Source organism: Simplicispira hankyongi (assembly GCF_003570885.1).
GTDB lineage: Bacteria > Pseudomonadota > Gammaproteobacteria > Burkholderiales > Burkholderiaceae_C > Simplicispira > Simplicispira hankyongi.
Genome location: NZ_QXJC01000003.1, coordinates 142,150 through 161,428 on the forward strand (window position 1 = coordinate 142,150; position 19,279 = coordinate 161,428).

Annotated in this window: 18 protein-coding genes; 13 read left to right on the top strand and 5 right to left on the bottom strand. The window is 62.1% G+C overall.

The window, feature by feature from the left end; genetic code table 11:
• Window positions 1–65: 65 nt before the first annotated feature.
• A complete protein-coding gene (locus D3F03_RS07390) occupies window positions 66–1,004 on the top strand; it encodes a class I SAM-dependent methyltransferase (protein ID WP_119108758.1) in 939 nt (312 codons plus the stop codon).
• Between the two features lie 234 nt (window positions 1,005–1,238).
• Here D3F03_RS07390 and acnB read toward each other — a convergent pair whose 3' ends face one another.
• The 4 genes from acnB to D3F03_RS07410 all read right to left on the bottom strand — a co-directional run bounded on the left by acnB (window position 1,239) and on the right by D3F03_RS07410 (window position 6,582).
• Window positions 1,239–3,824 carry a bifunctional aconitate hydratase 2/2-methylisocitrate dehydratase gene (gene acnB / locus D3F03_RS07395; protein ID WP_119108759.1) on the bottom strand — a complete coding sequence of 862 codons (2,586 nt, stop codon included), beginning with the start codon at window positions 3,822–3,824 and terminating at the stop codon, window positions 1,239–1,241.
• 65 nt (window positions 3,825–3,889) lie between these two features.
• Complete coding sequence (locus D3F03_RS07400; protein WP_119108760.1) at window positions 3,890–4,489, bottom strand: hypothetical protein; 600 nt, start codon at window positions 4,487–4,489, stop codon at window positions 3,890–3,892.
• Between the two features lie 20 nt (window positions 4,490–4,509).
• On the bottom strand, window positions 4,510–5,526 hold the full coding sequence (locus tag D3F03_RS07405; protein ID WP_119108761.1) for an HpcH/HpaI aldolase/citrate lyase family protein: 1,017 nt from the start codon (window positions 5,524–5,526) through the stop codon (window positions 4,510–4,512).
• 69 nt (window positions 5,527–5,595) lie between these two features.
• Window positions 5,596–6,582 (bottom strand): malate dehydrogenase, encoded by a 987-nt coding sequence (locus D3F03_RS07410; RefSeq protein WP_119108762.1) that lies wholly within the window; start codon window positions 6,580–6,582, stop codon window positions 5,596–5,598.
• A 237-nt stretch (window positions 6,583–6,819) separates the two neighbouring features.
• Between D3F03_RS07410 and D3F03_RS07415 the strand changes: the two genes are divergently transcribed.
• The 10 genes from D3F03_RS07415 to D3F03_RS07460 all read left to right on the top strand — a co-directional run bounded on the left by D3F03_RS07415 (window position 6,820) and on the right by D3F03_RS07460 (window position 17,037).
• Window positions 6,820–7,605 (top strand): GntR family transcriptional regulator, encoded by a 786-nt coding sequence (locus D3F03_RS07415; protein WP_119109435.1) that lies wholly within the window; start codon window positions 6,820–6,822, stop codon window positions 7,603–7,605.
• A gap of 130 nt (window positions 7,606–7,735) precedes the next feature.
• Complete coding sequence (gene sdhC / locus D3F03_RS07420; RefSeq protein ID WP_119108763.1) at window positions 7,736–8,170, top strand: succinate dehydrogenase, cytochrome b556 subunit; 435 nt, start codon at window positions 7,736–7,738, stop codon at window positions 8,168–8,170.
• A gap of 65 nt (window positions 8,171–8,235) precedes the next feature.
• Complete coding sequence (gene sdhD, locus D3F03_RS07425; protein ID WP_119108764.1) at window positions 8,236–8,598, top strand: succinate dehydrogenase, hydrophobic membrane anchor protein; 363 nt, start codon at window positions 8,236–8,238, stop codon at window positions 8,596–8,598.
• Between the two features lie 37 nt (window positions 8,599–8,635).
• Entirely contained in the window at window positions 8,636–10,441 is a 1,806-nt protein-coding gene (gene sdhA, locus D3F03_RS07430) for a succinate dehydrogenase flavoprotein subunit (RefSeq protein ID WP_119108765.1), read from the top strand.
• Window positions 10,442–10,470: 29 nt separating this feature from the next.
• Window positions 10,471–11,175 (top strand): succinate dehydrogenase iron-sulfur subunit, encoded by a 705-nt coding sequence (locus D3F03_RS07435; RefSeq protein ID WP_119108766.1) that lies wholly within the window; start codon window positions 10,471–10,473, stop codon window positions 11,173–11,175.
• Between the two features lie 20 nt (window positions 11,176–11,195).
• Window positions 11,196–11,507, top strand: a complete 312-nt coding sequence (locus D3F03_RS07440) for an FAD assembly factor SdhE (protein WP_119108767.1) — start codon at window positions 11,196–11,198, stop codon at window positions 11,505–11,507.
• Window positions 11,508–11,560: 53 nt separating this feature from the next.
• Entirely contained in the window at window positions 11,561–12,868 is a 1,308-nt protein-coding gene (gene gltA, locus D3F03_RS07445; RefSeq protein WP_119108768.1) for a citrate synthase, read from the top strand.
• 328 nt (window positions 12,869–13,196) lie between these two features.
• A complete protein-coding gene (locus D3F03_RS07450; protein WP_119108769.1) occupies window positions 13,197–14,306 on the top strand; it encodes an S-(hydroxymethyl)glutathione dehydrogenase/class III alcohol dehydrogenase in 1,110 nt (369 codons plus the stop codon).
• 101 nt (window positions 14,307–14,407) lie between these two features.
• Entirely contained in the window at window positions 14,408–15,292 is an 885-nt protein-coding gene (gene fghA / locus D3F03_RS07455) for an S-formylglutathione hydrolase (RefSeq protein WP_119108770.1), read from the top strand.
• A gap of 86 nt (window positions 15,293–15,378) precedes the next feature.
• Entirely contained in the window at window positions 15,379–17,037 is a 1,659-nt protein-coding gene (locus tag D3F03_RS07460; protein WP_119109436.1) for a phosphoethanolamine transferase, read from the top strand.
• Window positions 17,038–17,068: 31 nt separating this feature from the next.
• Here D3F03_RS07460 and D3F03_RS07465 read toward each other — a convergent pair whose 3' ends face one another.
• Entirely contained in the window at window positions 17,069–18,202 is a 1,134-nt protein-coding gene (locus tag D3F03_RS07465) for an acyltransferase family protein (protein WP_119108771.1), read from the bottom strand.
• 183 nt (window positions 18,203–18,385) lie between these two features.
• Between D3F03_RS07465 and rnk the strand changes: the two genes are divergently transcribed.
• Window positions 18,386–18,796 carry a nucleoside diphosphate kinase regulator gene (gene rnk, locus D3F03_RS07470; protein ID WP_119108772.1) on the top strand — a complete coding sequence of 137 codons (411 nt, stop codon included), beginning with the start codon at window positions 18,386–18,388 and terminating at the stop codon, window positions 18,794–18,796.
• Between the two features lie 13 nt (window positions 18,797–18,809).
• Window positions 18,810–19,238 (top strand): hypothetical protein, encoded by a 429-nt coding sequence (locus D3F03_RS07475; RefSeq protein WP_342769307.1) that lies wholly within the window; start codon window positions 18,810–18,812, stop codon window positions 19,236–19,238.
• Window positions 19,239–19,279: the final 41 nt, after the last annotated feature.

Genomic DNA, 19,279 nt, shown 5'->3' on the forward strand with positions numbered 1-19,279 from the left:
ACCATGCGCTTTACAGAGTGGCCATGAAGTTGGAACCTGCGCACGCCTGATTCCCGGAGACCGCATTGAATCCACTCGGCGCCAGTCGCACAGCCCTCGCCACCTCGCTGATGCGCGCACTGCATTCGCGCCATGACCCTGCCCCTCTGATCGATGACGATTGGGGCGATCGACTCGTGCCAGACACTGCGCGCACAGCCCTGTTCCAACGCGTTCTGGACCGCATGCCACCGACTGCGCGGCTCAAAGCGGCGGCAGCCCCTGAAGCATTGCTCGGCCAGTCGTTGCGTGCGAATACCGCCTACGCGGGCGTGATTCTCCGGACCCGCTATACCGAGGATGCGCTGGAGGCGGCGGTCAAACAAGGCGTCACGCAGTACGTCATCATCGGCGCCGGCTTCGACAGCTTTGCGTATCGACGGCCGGACTGGGCGGCCAAACTGGCCATCTTCGAGGTCGACCATCCCGCGACACAAGCCGTGAAGCGCCAGCGCCTGGCGGAATGCGGCGTCGATGCGCCAGCATCTGTCGAATTTGTCGCGACCGACCTCTCAGTAGAGAACTTGGGCGCAGCCCTGGCACGGTCCTCATTCCAACCCGCCCAGCCGACGTTCTTCTCATGGCTCGGCGTAACCATCTACCTTACCCAAGAAGCAAATCTCTCTGCACTGCGGGCGATTGCCTTGTGCGCTCCAGCAGGCAGCGAACTGGTTTTTACCTATGTTGACCAGAAGATTCTTGATCCTGATGCCGTCGTGACGGAAGCGTTCCACAAACAGAAGGCAGCGGTGTCTTCAGCGGGAGAGCCCTTTCTATCTGGCTTCGATCCGCACATGCTTGGCGAGCAACTGCGCGCGGGAGGCTTGTTGCTCCTTGAGGATTTGAACGGAATTCAAGCCGTCGCCAAATATGACGCCTCCGGCGTGAACGGTTTGAGAACTGCAGGTGCATGGCATATTGCACACGCTCGCGTTGCCCCTATTCCGGCGAGAACGTCCGTCTGACCAGTTGGGACCGGCAGGCTGAACCTGACTTGCCTAGCGATCCATTTTCTGCGGCACCACCCGGCAGGCCTAGAAAACCTCAACCGAAAATTTCTTCGAAATTTTTGTCTAGCGCTTGTTCAGCATTGCCTTAAGCATGGAGAGTTCGCTATCAAAAAAGCCCGCAGGTGCTTTCGCTCGCTGCGGGCTGGGTCAGTAGGCGCACGGACGACTTGTCCGGCGCCCCTTCAAGGCTTAGGCGCTTACGCCATCCGCCACGCCCTTGTACTCGGCGATCTGGTCGAAGTTCAGGTATTGGTAGATCTTGTCGCCGTTCTGGTTGACGACGCCCACGTCGGCCAGGTATTCCTGCTTGCTCGGAATACGGCCCAGCTTGGAGCAGATGGCCGAGAGTTCGGCCGAACCCAGATACACATTGGTGTTCTTGCCCAGGCGGTTGGGGAAGTTGCGCGTGCTGGTGGACATGACCGTAGCGCCTTCTTTCACCTGTGCCTGATTGCCCATGCACAGCGAGCAGCCGGGCATTTCCATGCGGGCGCCAGCGGCGCCGAAAACACCGTAATGGCCTTCCTCGGTGAGCTGCTTCGCATCCATCTTGGTGGGCGGGGCCATCCAGAGCTTGACGGGCATGTCCTTCTTGCCTTCCAGCAGCTTGGACGCGGCGCGGAAGTGGCCGATGTTGGTCATGCACGAGCCGATGAACACTTCGTCGATCTTCGCGCCCGCCACGTCAGACAGCGTCTTGGCGTCGTCCGGGTCGTTGGGGCAGCAGACGATAGGCTCCGTGATCTCGGCCAGGTCGATCTCGATCACGGCAGCGTATTCAGCATCCGCATCGGGTGCCAGCAACTGCGGGTTGGCCAGCCAGGCCTCCATGCCCTGAATGCGGCGGCGGATCGTGCGCGCGTCTTCGTAGCCTTGGGCGATCATGTTCTTGAGCAGCACGATGTTCGAGTTGATGTACTCGATGATCGGCTCCTTGTTCAGGCGCACCGTGCAACCGGCCGCTGAGCGTTCGGCCGACGCGTCGGACAGCTCGAAGGCCTGCTCAGCCTTGAGGTTGGGCAGCCCTTCGATTTCAAGAATGCGGCCAGAGAAGATGTTCTTCTTGCCCTTCTTCTCGACCGTGAGCAGGCCGGCCTTGATGGCGTAGAGCGGAATGGCATGCACCAGATCGCGCAGCGTGACGCCCGGCTGCATCTGGCCCTTGAAGCGCACGAGCACCGATTCGGGCATGTCCAGCGGCATGACGCCGGTTGCAGCGGCAAAGGCCACCAGGCCCGAGCCGGCGGGGAAGCTGATGCCTACGGGGAAGCGCGTGTGGCTGTCACCACCCGTGCCCACGGTGTCGGGCAACAGCATGCGGTTGAGCCAACTGTGGATGATGCCGTCGCCGGGTTTGAGGGAAATACCGCCACGGTTGCTGATGAACTCGGGCAGTTCGTGGTGCATCTTCACGTCCACGGGCTTGGGGTAAGCCGCCGTGTGGCAGAAGGACTGCATCACCAGATCGGCGCTGAAACCCAGGCAGGCGAGGTCTTTCAGCTCGTCGCGCGTCATCGGGCCAGTGGTGTCCTGCGAGCCGACCGAGGTCATCTTGGGTTCGCAGTAGGTGCCGGGCAGCACGCCCTGGCCTTCGGGCAGGCCGCAGGCACGGCCGACCATCTTCTGCGCCAGGGTGAAGCCCTTGCCGTGGCCCTTGGGCACTTGCGGCAGGCGGAACAAAGTGGAAGCCGCCAGGCCCAGCGCCTCGCGTGCCTTGGCGGTCAGGCCACGGCCGATGATCAGCGGAATGCGGCCACCGGCGCGCACCTCGTCGAACAGCACATCGCTCTTGACCTCGAACTCGGCAATCACCTTGCCGTCCTTCAAGGCCTTGCCTTCGTAGGGGCGCAGCTCGATGGTGTCGCCCATGTTCATCTGGCTCACGTCGAGCTCAATGGGCAGCGCACCCGCGTCTTCCATGGTGTTGTAGAAGATCGGTGCAATCTTGCTGCCCAGACACACACCACCGAAACGCTTGTTGGGCACGAAGGGAATGTCTTCGCCGGTGAACCACAGCACGCTGTTGGTGGCCGACTTGCGGCTCGAACCGGTGCCGACCACGTCGCCCACATAGGCCACCAGGTTGCCCTTGGCGCGCAGGTCTTCGATAAATTTCACCGGGCCGCGCTTGCCGTCTTCTTCGGGCGTGATGCCGTCGCGCTTGTTCTTGAGCATGGCGAGGGCATGCAGCGGGATGTCGGGGCGGCTCCAGGCGTCGGGTGCGGGTGAGAGGTCGTCGGTGTTGGTCTCGCCCGTGACCTTGAGCACGGTGAGCGTGATGCTCTTGGGTACTTCGGGACGGCTGGTGAACCACTCGGCATCGGCCCAGCTTTGCACCACGGCCTTGGCAAAGGCATTGCCCTTGTCGGCCTTTTCCTTGACGTCGTGGAACTGGTCGAACATCAGCAACGTCTTTTTCAGCGCCTCAGCAGCGACAGCGGCCACAGCCGTATCGTCCAGCAGGTCGATCAGCGGCGTGAGGTTGTAGCCACCCAGCATGGTGCCCAGCAACTCGGTGGCTTGCTCACGGCTGATGAGCGGGCACTTTTCGCTGCCGTGGGCCACGGCGGCCAGGTAGCTGGCCTTGACCTTGGCGGCATCGTCCACGCCGGCGGGGACGCGGTGCGTGATCAGCTCGACCAGCGTGGCTTCTTCGCCAGCAGGCGGGTTCTTGAGCAGTTCGACCAGCTCCCCGGTTTGCTTGGCGGTCAGGGGCAGCGGCGGAATGCCCAGTGCGGCGCGCTCGGCCACGTGGTCACGGTAGGCTTGCAACATCTTTCTTCTTTCGTGGTTTCAGTATTTCTTGTTCGTCGAACGGGCCGCAAAGCCAGGCCAACGGGTTATTTCGCGGGTGCGTCCAGCAGGCTGCGCGCAGGCGCCTTCTTCATGCTTTCGGCCACGGCGACCTGCGCCGGGCTCTTGCAGTCATCGGCCAGGCGTTGACCATGCTTCTGGTCCATGAGCATGGATTTGTTGGCAATCTGCAGCCAGACAGCGCCGCCCACCTTGTCTTCAAGGCGTACCGCACCGGTGGTCGTTGCAACGGGCGCCATACGGTAGCGAAAGCCCTTGCCGTCCAGCTGGAAATAGCCTGGCATGGCGGCGTCAGCCGACACGTTCACGTGTGCGCCGAGCTCGCAAGGAATTTCGCCCACATACACCTGCTTGGCGATATCGAGTTCCGCCTGGCTAAGTGCGGCGTCTGCAGCGCGCACGCCGCTGGCCATCTGATTGGCTTTGCTCTTGAGCTCAGCGCGGCTGGACGCAGCCGAGGTCTTCTTCGCGTGCTTGCCATTGGCGATAGTCTTCTTCTTGGCGACAGGCTTGGCCGCCGCCTTCTTGTGCACGGGCGTTGCCGCATCGGAATTGGCGGGTGCGGACTGCGCAAGCACCAACCCGGGAACCAGGCCCAGCAGGGCCGAAACAAGCAAAGCTTTCATGGGATCATTCCTGCAAAAAATTAAGGGGTAGAGATTAGAGGGACCGAAAACCACTGTTGCACAGCGCGTGGCAATGTGCGCCCAGTATGCTGTGCCCGCTCCAGCAATTGCCAGAAGTAGCGGTAGCTGGCACGGTCGTGCAAAACGCCCGCTAAACTGATCGGAGCCCAGTTTGCATCAGCGCCAGCAGCTATGATTTTCGCAGCTTCATCAACGGCCTCCTGCTGGGGCGCGAAGGCTTCGATAATGGGGCGAATCTGCGCCGGGTGGATGCTCCACATGCGTGTAAAGCCGAAACGCCTGGCCGCTTGCCCGGCCGCACTGCGCAAGGCGTCCAGGTCGGAGAACTCGGTGACCACGCAATGCGAAGGCACCTTGCCATGGGCGTGGCAGGCAGACGCAATTTCGAGTTTGGCACGCACCACCAGCGGGTGATCAAACTGCCCTTTCGACCCCATGGCGGACGCCGGAATAGCCCCGCCATGCGCCGAGACAAAGTCCATCAGCCCAAAGCTCAGACTTTGAACGCGCGGATGCTCGGCGATGGCAAAGGCCTGCTGCACGGCAGCAGGCGACTCGATCAGCACATGCAGCGGCAGGTGGGCCATGCCCGCACGGTCCACGGCACGCTCAGCCAGCAACACATCGTCCAGCGAATCAACCTTGGGAACCATCAGGTGCGTGAGCCGGTGGCCGGCCTGCCCCGCAATCGTTGCCACGTCCGCTTCAAAAGCAGGGTGGTCCACCGGGTGCACGCGCGCCGCCACCCGAGCGCCGGGCGTGGCCTCACAGGCCAGCGTAGCCACCAGGGCTGCGTGCTCGGCCTCGGCACCCACGGGGGCGCCGTCTTCACAGTCCAGCGTCACATCAAAAACGCAGGCACCGAACTCTTGTGCCATTTGCGCCTGCAGCTGCAGGCTTTTGCGCATCCGCGCGGGGACTCCGCTGTAATGGTCGCAGACCGGCAACAAATTTGCCGCCGCCTGGGCGCCCAGCAGGATGTCGCGCGGATGTGGGATGGCCCCCACGCTTGTCATTGCGTGCGCTGCGCTCCCCCTCGTGGGGGCCTTGGCGGCTTGGGGCAATCCGGCGTCGCTCATGGGCGATTACAGCAGGTGCTTGACGCCGTCCTGCTCGCCTTGCAACTCGGCCAGGGTCTTGTTGATGCGCTCTTGCGAGAATGCGTCGATTTCCAGGCCCTCGACGATCTTGTATTCGCCGTTTTCGCAGGTCACAGGGAAGCCGAACATCGTGTCTTTGGGAATGCCGTACTGACCGTCCGACGGGATACCCATGGTGACCCACTTGCCGTTGGTGCCCAGGGCCCAGTCGTGCATGTGGTCGATGGCAGCGTTGGCAGCCGAGGCGGCCGAAGACAGGCCGCGGGCCTCGATGATGGCGGCGCCGCGCTTGCCCACGGTGGGCAGGAACACGTTGGCGTTCCATTCCTGGTCATTGATCATCTTGGCGACGCTTTCGCCGTTGATGGTGGCAAAGCGGTAGTCGGCGTACATCGTCGGCGAATGGTTGCCCCAGACGGTGAGCTTTTCAATGTCTGCCACGGCCTTGCCGGTCTTGGCAGCGATCTGGCTGGCTGCGCGGTTGTGGTCCAGGCGCAGCATGGCGGTGAAGTTCTTGCGCGGCAGATCCGGCGCACTCTTCATGGCGATGTAGGCATTGGTGTTGGCGGGGTTGCCAACCACCAGCACCTTGACGTTGCGGCTGGCGACGGCGTTGAGCGCCTTGCCCTGTGCCGTGAAGATGGCGCCATTGACAGCCAGCAGCTCGGCACGTTCCATGCCGGGGCCGCGGGGGCGCGAGCCGACCAGCAATGCATAGTCGGCATCCTTGAAGGCGGTCATGGGGTCGCTGTGCGCAGTCATTTCGACGAGCAGCGGGAAAGCGCAGTCGTCGAGCTCCATCATCACACCCTTGAGTGCTTTTTGCGGGCCTTCAACCGGCACTTCCAGCAGTTGCAGGATGATGGGCTGATCTTTGCCCAACATTTCGCCAGAGGCGATGCGAAACAGAAGGGCGTAACCAATTTGGCCTGCGGCGCCGGTGACGGCAACGCGAACGGGTTTTTTGCTCATGGTGAACTCCGATGGTGTGAGAAATAAGGACGTGATCAGCGGATGCCGGCTGCGCCCTGTCTTCCCGCAGCATTTGCCCGCAAATAGCCGGCGATTTTACTGCCGGTTTCCGCAGTGCGTCAATTTGTCTTATGTCTTATATAAGATATGATGAAGCTTTCCGGCATACGCGACGGCAGCATCCCCTCTGCAAAGTCGCCTGAGGCCTCGCAGAGCCGGTTTTGTACGCCGTTCTTCATGTCAGCAACTCCACCTTTCGCTGCCGATACCGCATTGCCGTCTGTCGCAGGCTTGCCGGCGCCTGCCTTCAGCCCGCTGTACCAGCAGATCAAGGGACTGATCCTGCAGAGTCTGCAGGCCGGCGAATGGAAGCCTGGGGAAGCCATCCCCAGCGAGATGGATCTTGCGGCACGCTTTGGCGTCAGTCAGGGCACGGTGCGCAAGGCCATCGATGAACTGGCAGGCGAAAACCTGCTGCTGCGCCGCCAGGGCAAGGGCACCTTCGTGTCCACGCATGCGGAGCAGCAAGTGCAGTACCGCTTCCTGCGCCTGATGCCCGACAGCGGGGACGCCACTACCGAGGGGCCAGCTGAGCGGCGCGTCATTGATTGCCGCAGTGTCCGCGCCAACGCCGAGGTGGCACGTGCGCTGGGCTTGCGCGCCGGCGAATCAGTGATCCAGGCGCGGCGCGTACTCTCGTTCCAAGGCGAGCCCACCATCCTCGAAGATCTGTGGCTGCCAGGCAGCGCTTTCAAAGGACTGACAGCGTTGCAGATGAGCGACTACCCCGGTCCGACCTACGCCATGCTTGAGCTTGAATTCGGTGTGCGCATGGTGCGGGCAGACGAAAAAATTCGCGCTGTACTGCCAGACGCGGAGCAGGCTTCGCTGCTGCAGGTCACCGAGCAGACACCGCTGCTGAGCGTGGTGCGCACTTCTTACACCTACAACGATGCCCCCATGGAACTGCGCCGAGGCTTATACCGCACAGACCGGCATCACTATCGCAATGCGTTAGGGTAACCGTATGCCTGCAGACCGTAATTACCGAATTTTCACCTGCATCAAACGAACAGTTGCTGCATTGCAATAGAATTTTGTATTCTCCTGCGCTCGAAGTTACCACGCAGTTACACCCACGAAAGCACCAGCCATGACCGAAATAGCGAAGAAGCGGCCCGAGTTCCGCAACATCAACGCCTTCAAGGATCTGACGACCTACCGCATGACTGCAGCGGCATGGACGTCCATCCTGCACCGTGCCAGTGGCGCCATCATGTTTTTGCTATTGCCGCTGGTGATCTGGTTTTTCGACACATCCGTGTCTTCCGAAGTGTCTTACGAGCGGTTCACCGCAGCCTTTGCATCTGGCATCGGCTTTGTGCCGGGCTGGCTGCTCAAGCTCGTCAGCCTGGGGCTGATCTGGGGTTACCTGCACCACATGTTTGCCGGCATTCGCCACCTCATCATGGACATCGACCACCATGCGGTGAACAACCAATTCGGCAAAGCCTCAGGCCTGACCGTCATCAGCCTTGCCATCGTACTGACGCTGCTGCTCGGCGCCAAGCTGTTCGGACTGTACTGATTCGGGTCCGCCTTGCCTGAGCGGCGCAGCGCACTGAAAACCACAAGAACCACCGGAATCCCACTATGACTGACTACGGAAACAAACGCACCATCGTCGGTGCCCACTATGGCATGCGCGACTGGCTCAGCCAGCGCGTAACGGCTGTGCTGATGGTGCTTTTCACTATCGCCCTGATTGCCCAGGTGCTGCTGAAGAAAGGCCCTATTGGCTACGACCTCTGGGCAGGCATTTTTGCAGCGCAGTGGATGAAATTCGTCACCTTCACCGTCATCCTCGCGTTGGCCTACCACGCCTGGGTAGGCGTGCGCAATATCTGGATGGATTACATCAAGCCCGCAGGCCTGCGCCTGGTACTTGAGGTCTTCACCATCGTCTGGCTGTTGGGCTGCGTGGGCTGGGGTGTCCAGGTCCTGTGGCGCTTGTAAGCACACGCTCCGTTTTTGCGATCAAAGGCTAAATTTTATGAGTTACACCAACGCCAACATCACCAAGCGCAAGTTCGACGTCGTCATCATCGGCGCCGGCGGCTCCGGCATGCGCGCGGCGCTTGAACTCTCGCGCGCCGGCCTCAACGTGGCCTCGCTGTCCAAGGTGTTCCCCACCCGCTCGCACACCGTGGCGGCACAGGGTGGCGTGTCCGCCTCGCTGGGCAACATGAGCGAGGACAACTGGCATTACCACTTCTACGACACCGTCAAAGGCGGCGACTGGCTGAGCGATCAGGATGCCGTCGAATTCATGTGTCGCGAAGCACCCAACGTGGTGTATGAGCTGGAGCATTTCGGCATGCCGTTCGACCGCAACCCGGACGGCACCATCTATCAGCGCCCCTTTGGCGGCCACACCGCCAACTACGGCGAGAAGCCGGTGCAGCGCGCCTGCGCCGCCGCCGACCGTACCGGCCACGCCATGCTGCACACGCTCTACCAGCAGAACGTCAAGGCCAAAACCAACTTCTTTGTCGAATGGATGGCACTGGACCTGATCCGCGATCAGGATGGCGACGTGGTCGGCGTCACGGCACTGGAGATGGAAACCGGCGACCTGTACATCCTGGAAGCCAAAACCGTACTGATGGCCACTGGTGGCGCAGGCCGCATTTTTGCCGCCTCCACCAACGCCTTCATCAACACCGGTGACGGCCTCGGCATGGCAGCACGCGCCGGCATCCCGCTGCAGGACATGGAGTTCTGGCAATTTCACCCCACGGGCGTGGCCGGTGCAGGCGTGTTGCTGACCGAAGGCTGCCGCGGCGAGGGCGCCATCCTGCTCAACAGCAACGGCGAGCGCTTCATGGAGCGCTACGCACCAACGCTGAAAGACCTGGCCCCGCGCGACTTCGTGTCACGCTCGATGGACCAGGAAATCAAGGAAGGACGCGGCTGCGGTCCGAACAAGGATTACGTGCTGCTCAAGCTCGACCATCTGGGTTCCGAGACCATCCACAAACGTCTGCCTTCGGTGTACGAAATCGGCATCAACTTCGCCAACGTGGACATCACGAAAGAGCCCATCCCCGTGGTACCCACCATCCACTACCAGATGGGTGGTGTGCCGACCAACATCCACGGCCAGGTGGTAACGCACAATGGCACGGCCAATCAAGTCGTCAACGGCCTGTACGCCGTGGGCGAATGCGCCTGCGTAAGCGTGCACGGCGCCAACCGTCTGGGCACCAATTCCCTGCTCGACCTGCTGGTCTTTGGCAAGGCGGCAGGCCGCCACATTGTCGAATTCAATGCCCGCAACGCGCAGCACAAGCCGATGCCCAAGGATGCAGCCGATCGCACTCTTGAGCGCCTCAACCAGCTTGAGAACTCCACCGGTGGCACCTACTCGCAAGCCCTGGCAGGCGAGATTCGCGCCACCATGCAGCAGCATGCAGGCGTGTTCCGCACCCAGGCCAGCATGGACGAGGGCGTCACCAAGGTCGCGGCCCTGCGCGAACGCGTTGCCAGCATTGAACTCAAGGACAAATCCAAGGTGTTCAATACCGCCCGCGTCGAGGCGTTGGAAGTGGCCAATCTGATGGAGGTGGCCCAGGCCACGATGGTGTCGGCTGCCGCGCGCAAAGAATGCCGTGGCGCCCACATGGTGTACGACTACGAACACCCCGCCGACCACCCCACCGCACCACTGGGCCGCGACGACGTGAACTGGCTCAAACACACGCTCTGGGACAGCGCCACCAATACGCTGTCGTACAAGCCCGTGACCCTCAAACCCCTGACGGTTGAGAGCGTTCCACCCAAGGTCCGTACGTTCTGAAAACCCGGCCGCCCCACGAGAGAAGCACCATGCAAAAACGCACCTTTCAGATTTATCGTTACGACCCGGACAAAGATTCCAAGCCCTACATGCAGACCATCGAGATCGAACTCGACGGACACGAACGCATGTTGCTCGATGCGCTGATCAAGCTCAAGGCACAAGACCCGGCGCTGTCGTTCCGCCGCTCCTGCCGCGAAGGCGTCTGCGGATCGGACGCCATGAACATCAACGGCAAGAACGGTCTGGCCTGCCTGACCAACATGAACACGCTGCAGGGCACGATCGTACTCAAGCCGCTGCCTGGGCTGCCGGTGGTCCGCGACCTGATCGTCGACATGACGCAGTTCTTCAAGCAGTACCACTCGATCAAGCCCTACTTGATCAACGATGACATCCCACCCGAAAAGGAGCGTCTGCAGTCGCCCGAGCAGCGTGAGGAACTTGATGGCCTGTACGAGTGCATTCTGTGCGCCAGCTGCTCGACCGCCTGTCCGAGTTTCTGGTGGAACCCCGACAAGTTTGTCGGTCCTGCCGGCTTGCTGCAGGCCTATCGCTTCCTGGCTGACAGCCGCGACCAAGCATCCGGCGAACGTCTGGACAACCTGGAAGACCCCTACCGTTTGTTCCGCTGCCACTCCATCATGAACTGCGTTGACGTGTGTCCCAAGGGGCTCAACCCCACACGCGCCATCGGCAAGATCAAGGAGCTGATGGTGCGCCGCGCCATCTGAGCCCTCTGAGTATTGCCAGCATGCAAGCCGACGCCCTTCATGATGCCTCCGCCCTCCTTGACCCCAGGGCGCTGAGCAAACTGCACTGGCGTTGCCGGCGCGGTCTGCTCGAGAACGATTTGTTCATCGAACAATTTTTCCTGCGCCATGAAAGCGAAATCACCCAGTTTCATGCGATAGGGCTGACCGCTCTGATGGATTTGGCCGACAACGATCTGCTGGATCTTCTTCTGCGTCGCAAGGAGCCCACCGGCTCACTCGACCAGCCCGCCGTGCACACCGTGCTGGACATGCTGCGGCAAAGCGGCGCGATCGCCTGCCCCCAGGGCTGAAAACGCCCCACACCCTCCTATTCAACAGCACTCTCCCCCAAAGGAATCGAACCATGAAGCTCGCTGACAACAAGGCCATCCTGAATTTCAGCAACGGCAGTCCAAGCATGGAACTGCCTGTCTATCAGGGCACGATTGGCCCGGATGTCATCGATATCCGCAAGCTGTACGCACAGACGGGCATGTTCACCTATGACCCGGGCTTTCTGTCGACCGCAGCCTGCCAATCGGCCATTACGTATATCGATGGCGACAAGGGCGAGCTGCTGTACCGCGGCTACCCCATTGAGCAAATTGCCACCAAGTGCGACTACCTCGACACCTGCTACCTGCTGCTCAAGGGTGATCTGCCCAACCCGACGGAGCGCGGTGACTTCCACAAACTCGTCATCAACCACACGATGGTGCACGAGCAGATGCAGTTCTTCCTGCGTGGTTTCCGTCGTGATGCACACCCGATGGCCGTGCTGACCGGCCTGATCGGCGCGCTCTCGGCCTTCTACCACGACAGCACGGATATCAACAATCCGCAGCATCGCGATATCGCCGCGATCCGCCTGATCGCCAAGATGCCAACCCTTGTCGCCATGGCCTACAAGTACGGCGTTGGCCAGCCCTACATGTACCCGCGCAACGACCTGTCCTACGCCGGCAACTTCCTGCGCATGATGTTCGGCACACCCTGTGAAGACTACGTGGTCAACCCGGTGCTCGAACGTGCCCTGGACCGCATCTTCATCCTGCACGCCGACCACGAGCAGAACGCTTCCACCTCCACGGTGCGCCTGTGCGGTTCGTCGGGCACGAACCCGTTCGCCGCCATTGCTGCTGGCGTGGCCTGCCTGTGGGGCCCTGCGCACGGCGGCGCCAACGAAGCCTGCCTGAACATGCTCGAAGACATCCAGCGCCAGGGCGGTGTCAGCAAGGTGGGCGAGTTCATGGAGAAGGTCAAGGACAAGAACTCTGGCGTCAAGCTGATGGGTTTTGGCCACCGCGTCTACAAGAACTACGACCCACGCGCCAAGCTGATGCAGGAAACCTGCGACGAGGTGCTGGCCGAGTTGGGCCTGCAAAATGACCCCTTGTTCAAACTGGCCAAGGAAGTCGAGAAGATCGCCCTGGAGGACGACTACTTCGTTTCGCGCAAGCTCTACCCCAATGTGGACTTCTATTCGGGCATCGTGCAGCGCGCGATCGGCATCCCGGTGCATCTGTTCACTGGCGTCTTCGCACTGGCGCGCACCGTCGGCTGGATCGCCCAGCTCAACGAGATGATCAGCGACCCCGAGTACAAGATTGGTCGCCCACGCCAGCTCTACACGGGCGCCCCACGCCGCGATATCGACGGCGCTGCCAGGTAAGCACACAACCCAACTGGCGCTTTGGCGCCACCAAAGCCCGCCGCATTCCGGCGGGCTTTTTCATGGGCAATTGCCGGCGCCATGCTCACCCGACCGCCCAAGGCGCTCGCGACACACCTGTTGTGCAGCACCCAACTCCGTCCCACGAAACACTGGTCGCTGCGATTGCCGTATGTGGCAGAGGTCCCGCCCTTGAACAGCCCAGTGTCGGCTACGCAAATGCTGCCCGGGCACACCGCGTACAGTGGCGCATCCTTGTTTCTGGTGCGACCAGAGCGATTGCCCGAAGGTGCAACCGCCATGTCGCAGCATTTCCTGAAAGAACGCCATGAAATCCCGTGCCGCCGTTGCCTTTAAAGCCGGAGAACCCCTGCGAATCGTCGAAATCGACGTTGCCCCGCCGCAAAAGGGTGAAGTGCTGGTCAAGATCACCCACACAGGCATTTGCCACACCGACGCCTTCACCCTGTCGGGCGACGATCCGGAAGGCCTCTTCCCCTCGGTGCTCGGCCATGAAGGCGCAGGCATCGTGGTGGAAGTCGGAGAAGGCGTCACAAGCGTGCAGCCCGGCGACCATGTCATCCCCCTCTACACCGCAGAGTGCGGCGAATGCCTGTTCTGCAAGAGCGGCAAGACCAACTTGTGTATCGCCGTACGCGCCACGCAGGGCAAAGGCGTGATGCCCGACGGCACGACGCGCTTGAGCTACAACGGCGAGCCCCTCTACCACTACATGGGCTGCAGCACCTTCAGCGAGTACACCGTGGTGGCCGCCGTCTCGCTGGCCAAGATCAACCCGCTCGCCAATCCTGAGCAGGTTTGCTTGCTGGGCTGCGGGGTGACCACGGGCCTTGGCGCTGTCAAGAACACCGCCAAGGTGCAGGAGGGCGACAGCGTGGCCGTGTTTGGCCTGGGAGGCATTGGGCTCGCGGTTCTCCAGGGGGCAAAGATAGCCAAGGCGGGCCGGATCATCGCCATCGACACCAACCCTGCCAAGTTCGATCTGGCCCGCACGTTTGGCGCCACCGATTGTGTCAACCCGAAAGACTTTGACAAGCCGATCCAGCAAGTCATCGTCGAGATGACCGGCTGGGGTGTGGACCACAGCTTTGAATGCATCGGCAACGTTGACGTGATGCGCGCCGCGCTCGAATGTGCGCACCGGGGCTGGGGCCAATCGGTCATCATCGGCGTGGCGGGTGCGGGCAAAGAGATTTCCACCCGCCCGTTCCAGCTGGTCACGGGCCGCAAGTGGCTGGGTTCGGCCTTTGGCGGTGTCAAGGGCCGCAGCGAGTTGCCCGGCATGGTCGAGGACGCCATGCGCGGGAAAATCCAGTTGGCCCCGTTTGTGACGCACACCATGCCGCTGCTGGATATCAACAAAGCCTTCGATCTCATGCACGAAGGCAAGTCGATCCGCTCGGTCGTTATCTATTAAAAAATGAGCATCTAGCGCTTATCTGGTAAGCCTTTGCGTATTAATACATGCTATATCAACCTAGATACAAGCGCTGGCAGCTCTCATTTTAGGAGTTTCCAATGCCCCTCGCCTCTCTCGACCTGCAGGGCGCCCACGCCTGCTTTGGCGGTGCCCAGCGCTTTTACCGGCACAACTCGCGCGAGGTTGGCTTGCCGATGAAGTTTTCGGTCTACCTGCCGCCGCAAGCGTTGGAGGGGGCCAAGGTGCCGGCGCTGATCTACCTGGCAGGTCTGACCTGCAACGAGGAAACCTTCATGGTGAAGGCTGGCGCCCAGCGGTCAGCGGCCGAGCTGGGCATGGCCCTGGTGGCACCCGACACCAGCCCGCGCGGCGCCAACGTGCCAGGTGAAGCCGATGCCTGGGATTTTGGCGTCGGCGCCGGCTTCTACCTTGACGCTACCGAGGCGCCCTGGAAGCCGCATTGGCGCATGGAGAGCTACCTCACACAGGAACTGCTGCCGCTTCTGGGCGAGCATCTGCCCATCGACACGGCGCGGATCGGCATCTTCGGCCACTCCATGGGGGGCCACGGCGCGCTGACACTCGCGCTGCGCCACCCCGCACTGTTCCGATCGGTCTCTGCCTTCGCTCCAATCTGCGCGCCCAGCCAGTGTCCTTGGGGCGAGAAAGCGTTTACCGGGTACCTGGGGCCGGACCGAAGCCAATGGTCCGCACACGATGCCACGGGCCTGATGCAAGCGTGCGAGCAACCCCCTTTTCCTGCCGGTATCCTGATCGACCAGGGTCTATCCGATCCATTCCTGGCGGAGCAGCTCCATCCACAGCGCTTCGAGGCCGCCTGTGCCCAGGCAGGGCAGCCGCTCACCCTGCGCCGCCATGCAGGCTACGACCACGGGTACTACTTCGTGCAGAGCTTCGTCGCAGACCATCTGGAGCACCATGCGGCGCAACTTGGCGTCCTCCCTTTGCGGGCGTCACATTAAACTGCACTTAACCGGCGGCGGCTAATCTACCCCTGATACATTTCTCCTTGCGCTCACCAGCGCCGCGCCGTGCTGCGCACCACGTGATGCCCACAAACCTAACCAAACCCCGCGCCGCCCACCCAGTCACGATCGTGCTGCCCTTGGCAGTCTGGTTGGCTTCCGTCTGCAACTGGCCCTTGTGGCGCGCCCTGGCAAACACCCACGCAGCCGGTGCCACCGCGCATGGCTGGCTATTTTTTTTCGCCTTCGGGTTTCTGATCGCCGCTGGCAATACAGCCGTGCTCGCGCTCTTCGCCTGGCGCTGGACGCTCAAACCGGCAGGCACGCTGTTGGTTCTGTTTGCCGCCTTCGGCGCCTACTTCATGCTCAGCTATGGCATCGCCATCGATTCGAGCATGCTGCAGAACGTCTTCCAAACCGACGTGCGCGAAACCGGCGACCTGTTTTCCTGGCGCATGCTGGCCATGGTGCTCGCGTTGGCGGCTCCGCCGCTGTGGTGGCTGTGGCGCAGGCCGCTGCGCCATGCATCGGGCCTGCGGCAGGTGATGCGCAACACCGCCCTGCTGCTAACCTGCGTGGGGCTGGTGGTGGCAAGCATCTTGCTGGTATTCCAGGAGTTTTCCTCCACCATGCGCAACCAGCCGCAGTTGCGCTACCTGATCAACCCGCTCAATACCGTTTATGCCCTGGGCGACCTGGCGGCACGCCCGCTGCGCATGGACACGCATACCCTGCTGCCGCTTGGCCGCGACGCCAAGCTGGGCGCAAGCTATGCCGGTCAAGCCAAACCTCCGCTGTTGGTGCTGGTCGTAGGCGAGACCGGGCGCAGCGGCAATTTCGGCATCAACGGCTATGCCCGTGACACCACGCCGCAACTCTCGGCGCGCAGAGACCTCTCCAGTGCGCGCAACGCCTGGTCGTGCGGCACCAGCACCGCGACGGCCCTGCCCTGCATGTTTTCGAATCTGGGGAAAACCGCGTACGAAGCACGCAAGAGCAACTATGAAAACCTGCTCGACGTGCTCCAGCACGCGGGCTTGGCCGTACTCTGGCTGGACAACCAGTCAGGCTGTAAGGGCATTTGCGCACGCGTCCCCTCGGCCAGCACCACGGCGCTCAAAGACCCGCAGCTCTGCACGGGTGGCGAATGCCTCGATCCCATTTTGCTGGTGGGGCTGGATGAGCGGCTTGCCGCCTTGCCAGCGGAGCAGCGCGCTCGCGGAACCGTGGTCGTGCTCCACCAGATGGGCAGCCACGGCCCTGCGTATGCGCACCGCTCCGCGCCGGCCCTCAAGAAGTTCAAGCCCGAGTGCCAATCCAACGCCTTGCAGGAGTGCAGCCAGGCAGAAGTCGTCAATGCCTATGACAACAGCATTGTGGAGACCGACGCCTTCCTGAGCGACACCTTGCACTGGCTGGAGCGCCAGGAGCCCAAGGCCGATACCGCAATGATCTATGTCGCCGACCACGGTGAGTCTCTGGGCGAGAACAATATCTACCTGCACGGTTTGCCGTACAGCATCGCGCCCGATGTGCAAAAGCACGTCCCCTGGATCACCTGGCTCTCACCCGCCATGCAAGCACGCTCAGGTGTGCACACGGATTGCCTGCAGCGCGATCTGGCTGACCGACACATCACGCAGGACAGCTACTTTCATTCGGTGCTGGGCCTGATGGATGTACAGACCTCAGCGTACCAAGCCGATCGGGATTTGTTCAGCACCTGCCGCGCCCATTCCTGACCCCGATGGGGCACTCGCGCCGGCAAAAGGCCTAGCCCGCTAAGTGCCCATGCGTCAGGGCCACCAACAAGCTGCCGCCCATAAGTTGGGCTTCCCAGCGCAAGGCCTGCCAGGCGGTGGCGCCGTGGCGCTCCACGCGCTCGTAGAGCAACCAGCCCGCTGCAATGGACAGGCCGAACGCGCTCAACAGCCCGATAGCGTGCACCAGCGGCTCGCCGGGCCAAGCATAGGCGAAGAGTGCATTCACCATCAGGCAGACTGGAAAATGCACCAGGAATACAGAGTAAGAGCGCTGACCCACCCAAATCAACGGCGCCGCCAGGGCTTTGGCACGCGAGGGCCTGGTCGATGGCGCGCGCAAGGCAAGCCAGGCCAGCCAGGCAGCAGTGCCCAGCGCTAGCAGAATACGCAGGCGGAAATCAACGGCGAGCGCCAAGCCGCCTAGCAACGCCAGCGCCAGCAGCCAGCGGCCGGGGTGAGAACTGCGCACGGCCCAAAGCGTTGCCATGCCAAGCCCATACGAGCCAAAAAAGTAAATGCCCCAGGCATCGAGCGCGGCAAACCGGTTGAATACCAGCAGCGACGCGGCGCACAACGCCACCACCAGCACTTTGCCCGCAAATGCGGCCCACTGGGCTGCCCCGCCAGAGAGACGGCGCGCCAGCGCCAGCAGCAGAACCGCACCGGCATACAGCTGGAAATCGATGGCTACGTACCAGACGCCGGCCGAAAGAGCCGGCTGGCCCAGCACATCCTGCAGCATCAGCGCGTTGGCCAGCAATTGGGCGAAGTGCGGGCTGTCCGGCACACTGGGATCGTCCAGCCAAGGGCGCACCAGCGCCGCGGCGGCGACCGCCGTCAGCAGCGCTGCCGCATAAGGCACGGCCAGTCGCATGAAGCGCCGCGCGATCTGCACTCCCGCTGCTTCAAACCGCGCAACGCCAGCGGGCGCAAGGCTCGCCGCGGCCAGATAGCCGCCCACCACCAGAAAAATCTGCACCGCCATGCGCGCATAGTCGTAGAGCCAGGCCATCAACTGCGGCGCAAAGGGCCGCACCGTGTCGGAGAGCGGGCCATAGACCGAGAGATGGTGCGCCACGATGGCAAGGCAGGCGGCGCCTTTGGTGGCGTCCAGCCAAGGGCTGCGAAGGGAAGATTGGGACATGGTGCGAGAAAGGTGCCTACCCAGCCGCAAGCGTGGGCGCGGCGCGGGGCAAGCACCCATAAGCCGCCAGGCGCCCCGCGCGTTGACATGCCAACCCAATTTGGGGCAAAAATACCAGCATGCCGCAGTGCGAAATTCCGGCAGGGCTACACTGGCCCGTTGCCCCGCCAAATAGTGCCTGCCATGCCCAAACCGCCTCTCACTGTCTCGTCCCTGGATCTGGAGCGCCTGGAAACGCTGCTCCAGACCTCTGCGGGCGCGAGCTTCCCAGGCCGCCCGCAGTTACAGGCAGAACTGGACCGCGCAGACATTGTCAACCCCGCCGATATGCCGCCGGAAGTCGTCACCATGAATTCCACGGTGAAATTCTCCATTCAGGAGACGGGCAAAGATTTTTGCCTCACGCTGGTCTATCCGCGCGACGCCGGCAGCACGCCCAACGCCATTTCGATTTTTGCGCCGGTCGGCAGCGCTTTGCTGGGCCTGTCCGTGGGCAACGAACTGGCCTGGCCCGTACCAGGTGGCGCCTGCATGACGGTGCGCGTAGCCGAAGTAACCTACCAGCCCGAGCGCTCGGGCGAGTTACACCGCTAGCCAAAGCTGTGCCATGGGTGCGTGTTCTCCCTCCGAATCGGGCCATTCTTTGATCGCGGTGGAACGGCAGCCTCCCGCCGAAGCCTTCGACCCAAACTCCACTACCGCCTTCCAGCGGCGTATGGAGCGCGCGCCGGAATGGTTTTGCTCCTTCCTGGCAGGCAATACACGCGAGAAAACACGTTTTCGCAGCGAGCTTGCCACCATGAAGGGCTCCATAGTCTGGTTGATTCGCCAGCGCCAGCGGGGCGCCTGGACGACCACCGAGCGCGCGCATCTGCGCAATGTGATGCGCTCTGCGTCTTCGGTGAGTCCGTATTTGTTCGTCTGGGTGATTCCAGGCTCACTCGTCCTGCTGCCGTTCCTGGCCTGGTTCATGGACCGCAGACGGCGGCGCCCTGACCGGCTCAAGGACACAACAGACAACACAGCCCGCCTTTAACACAAAACGCATAACCACTGTTGTTACTCAAATTAGCATAA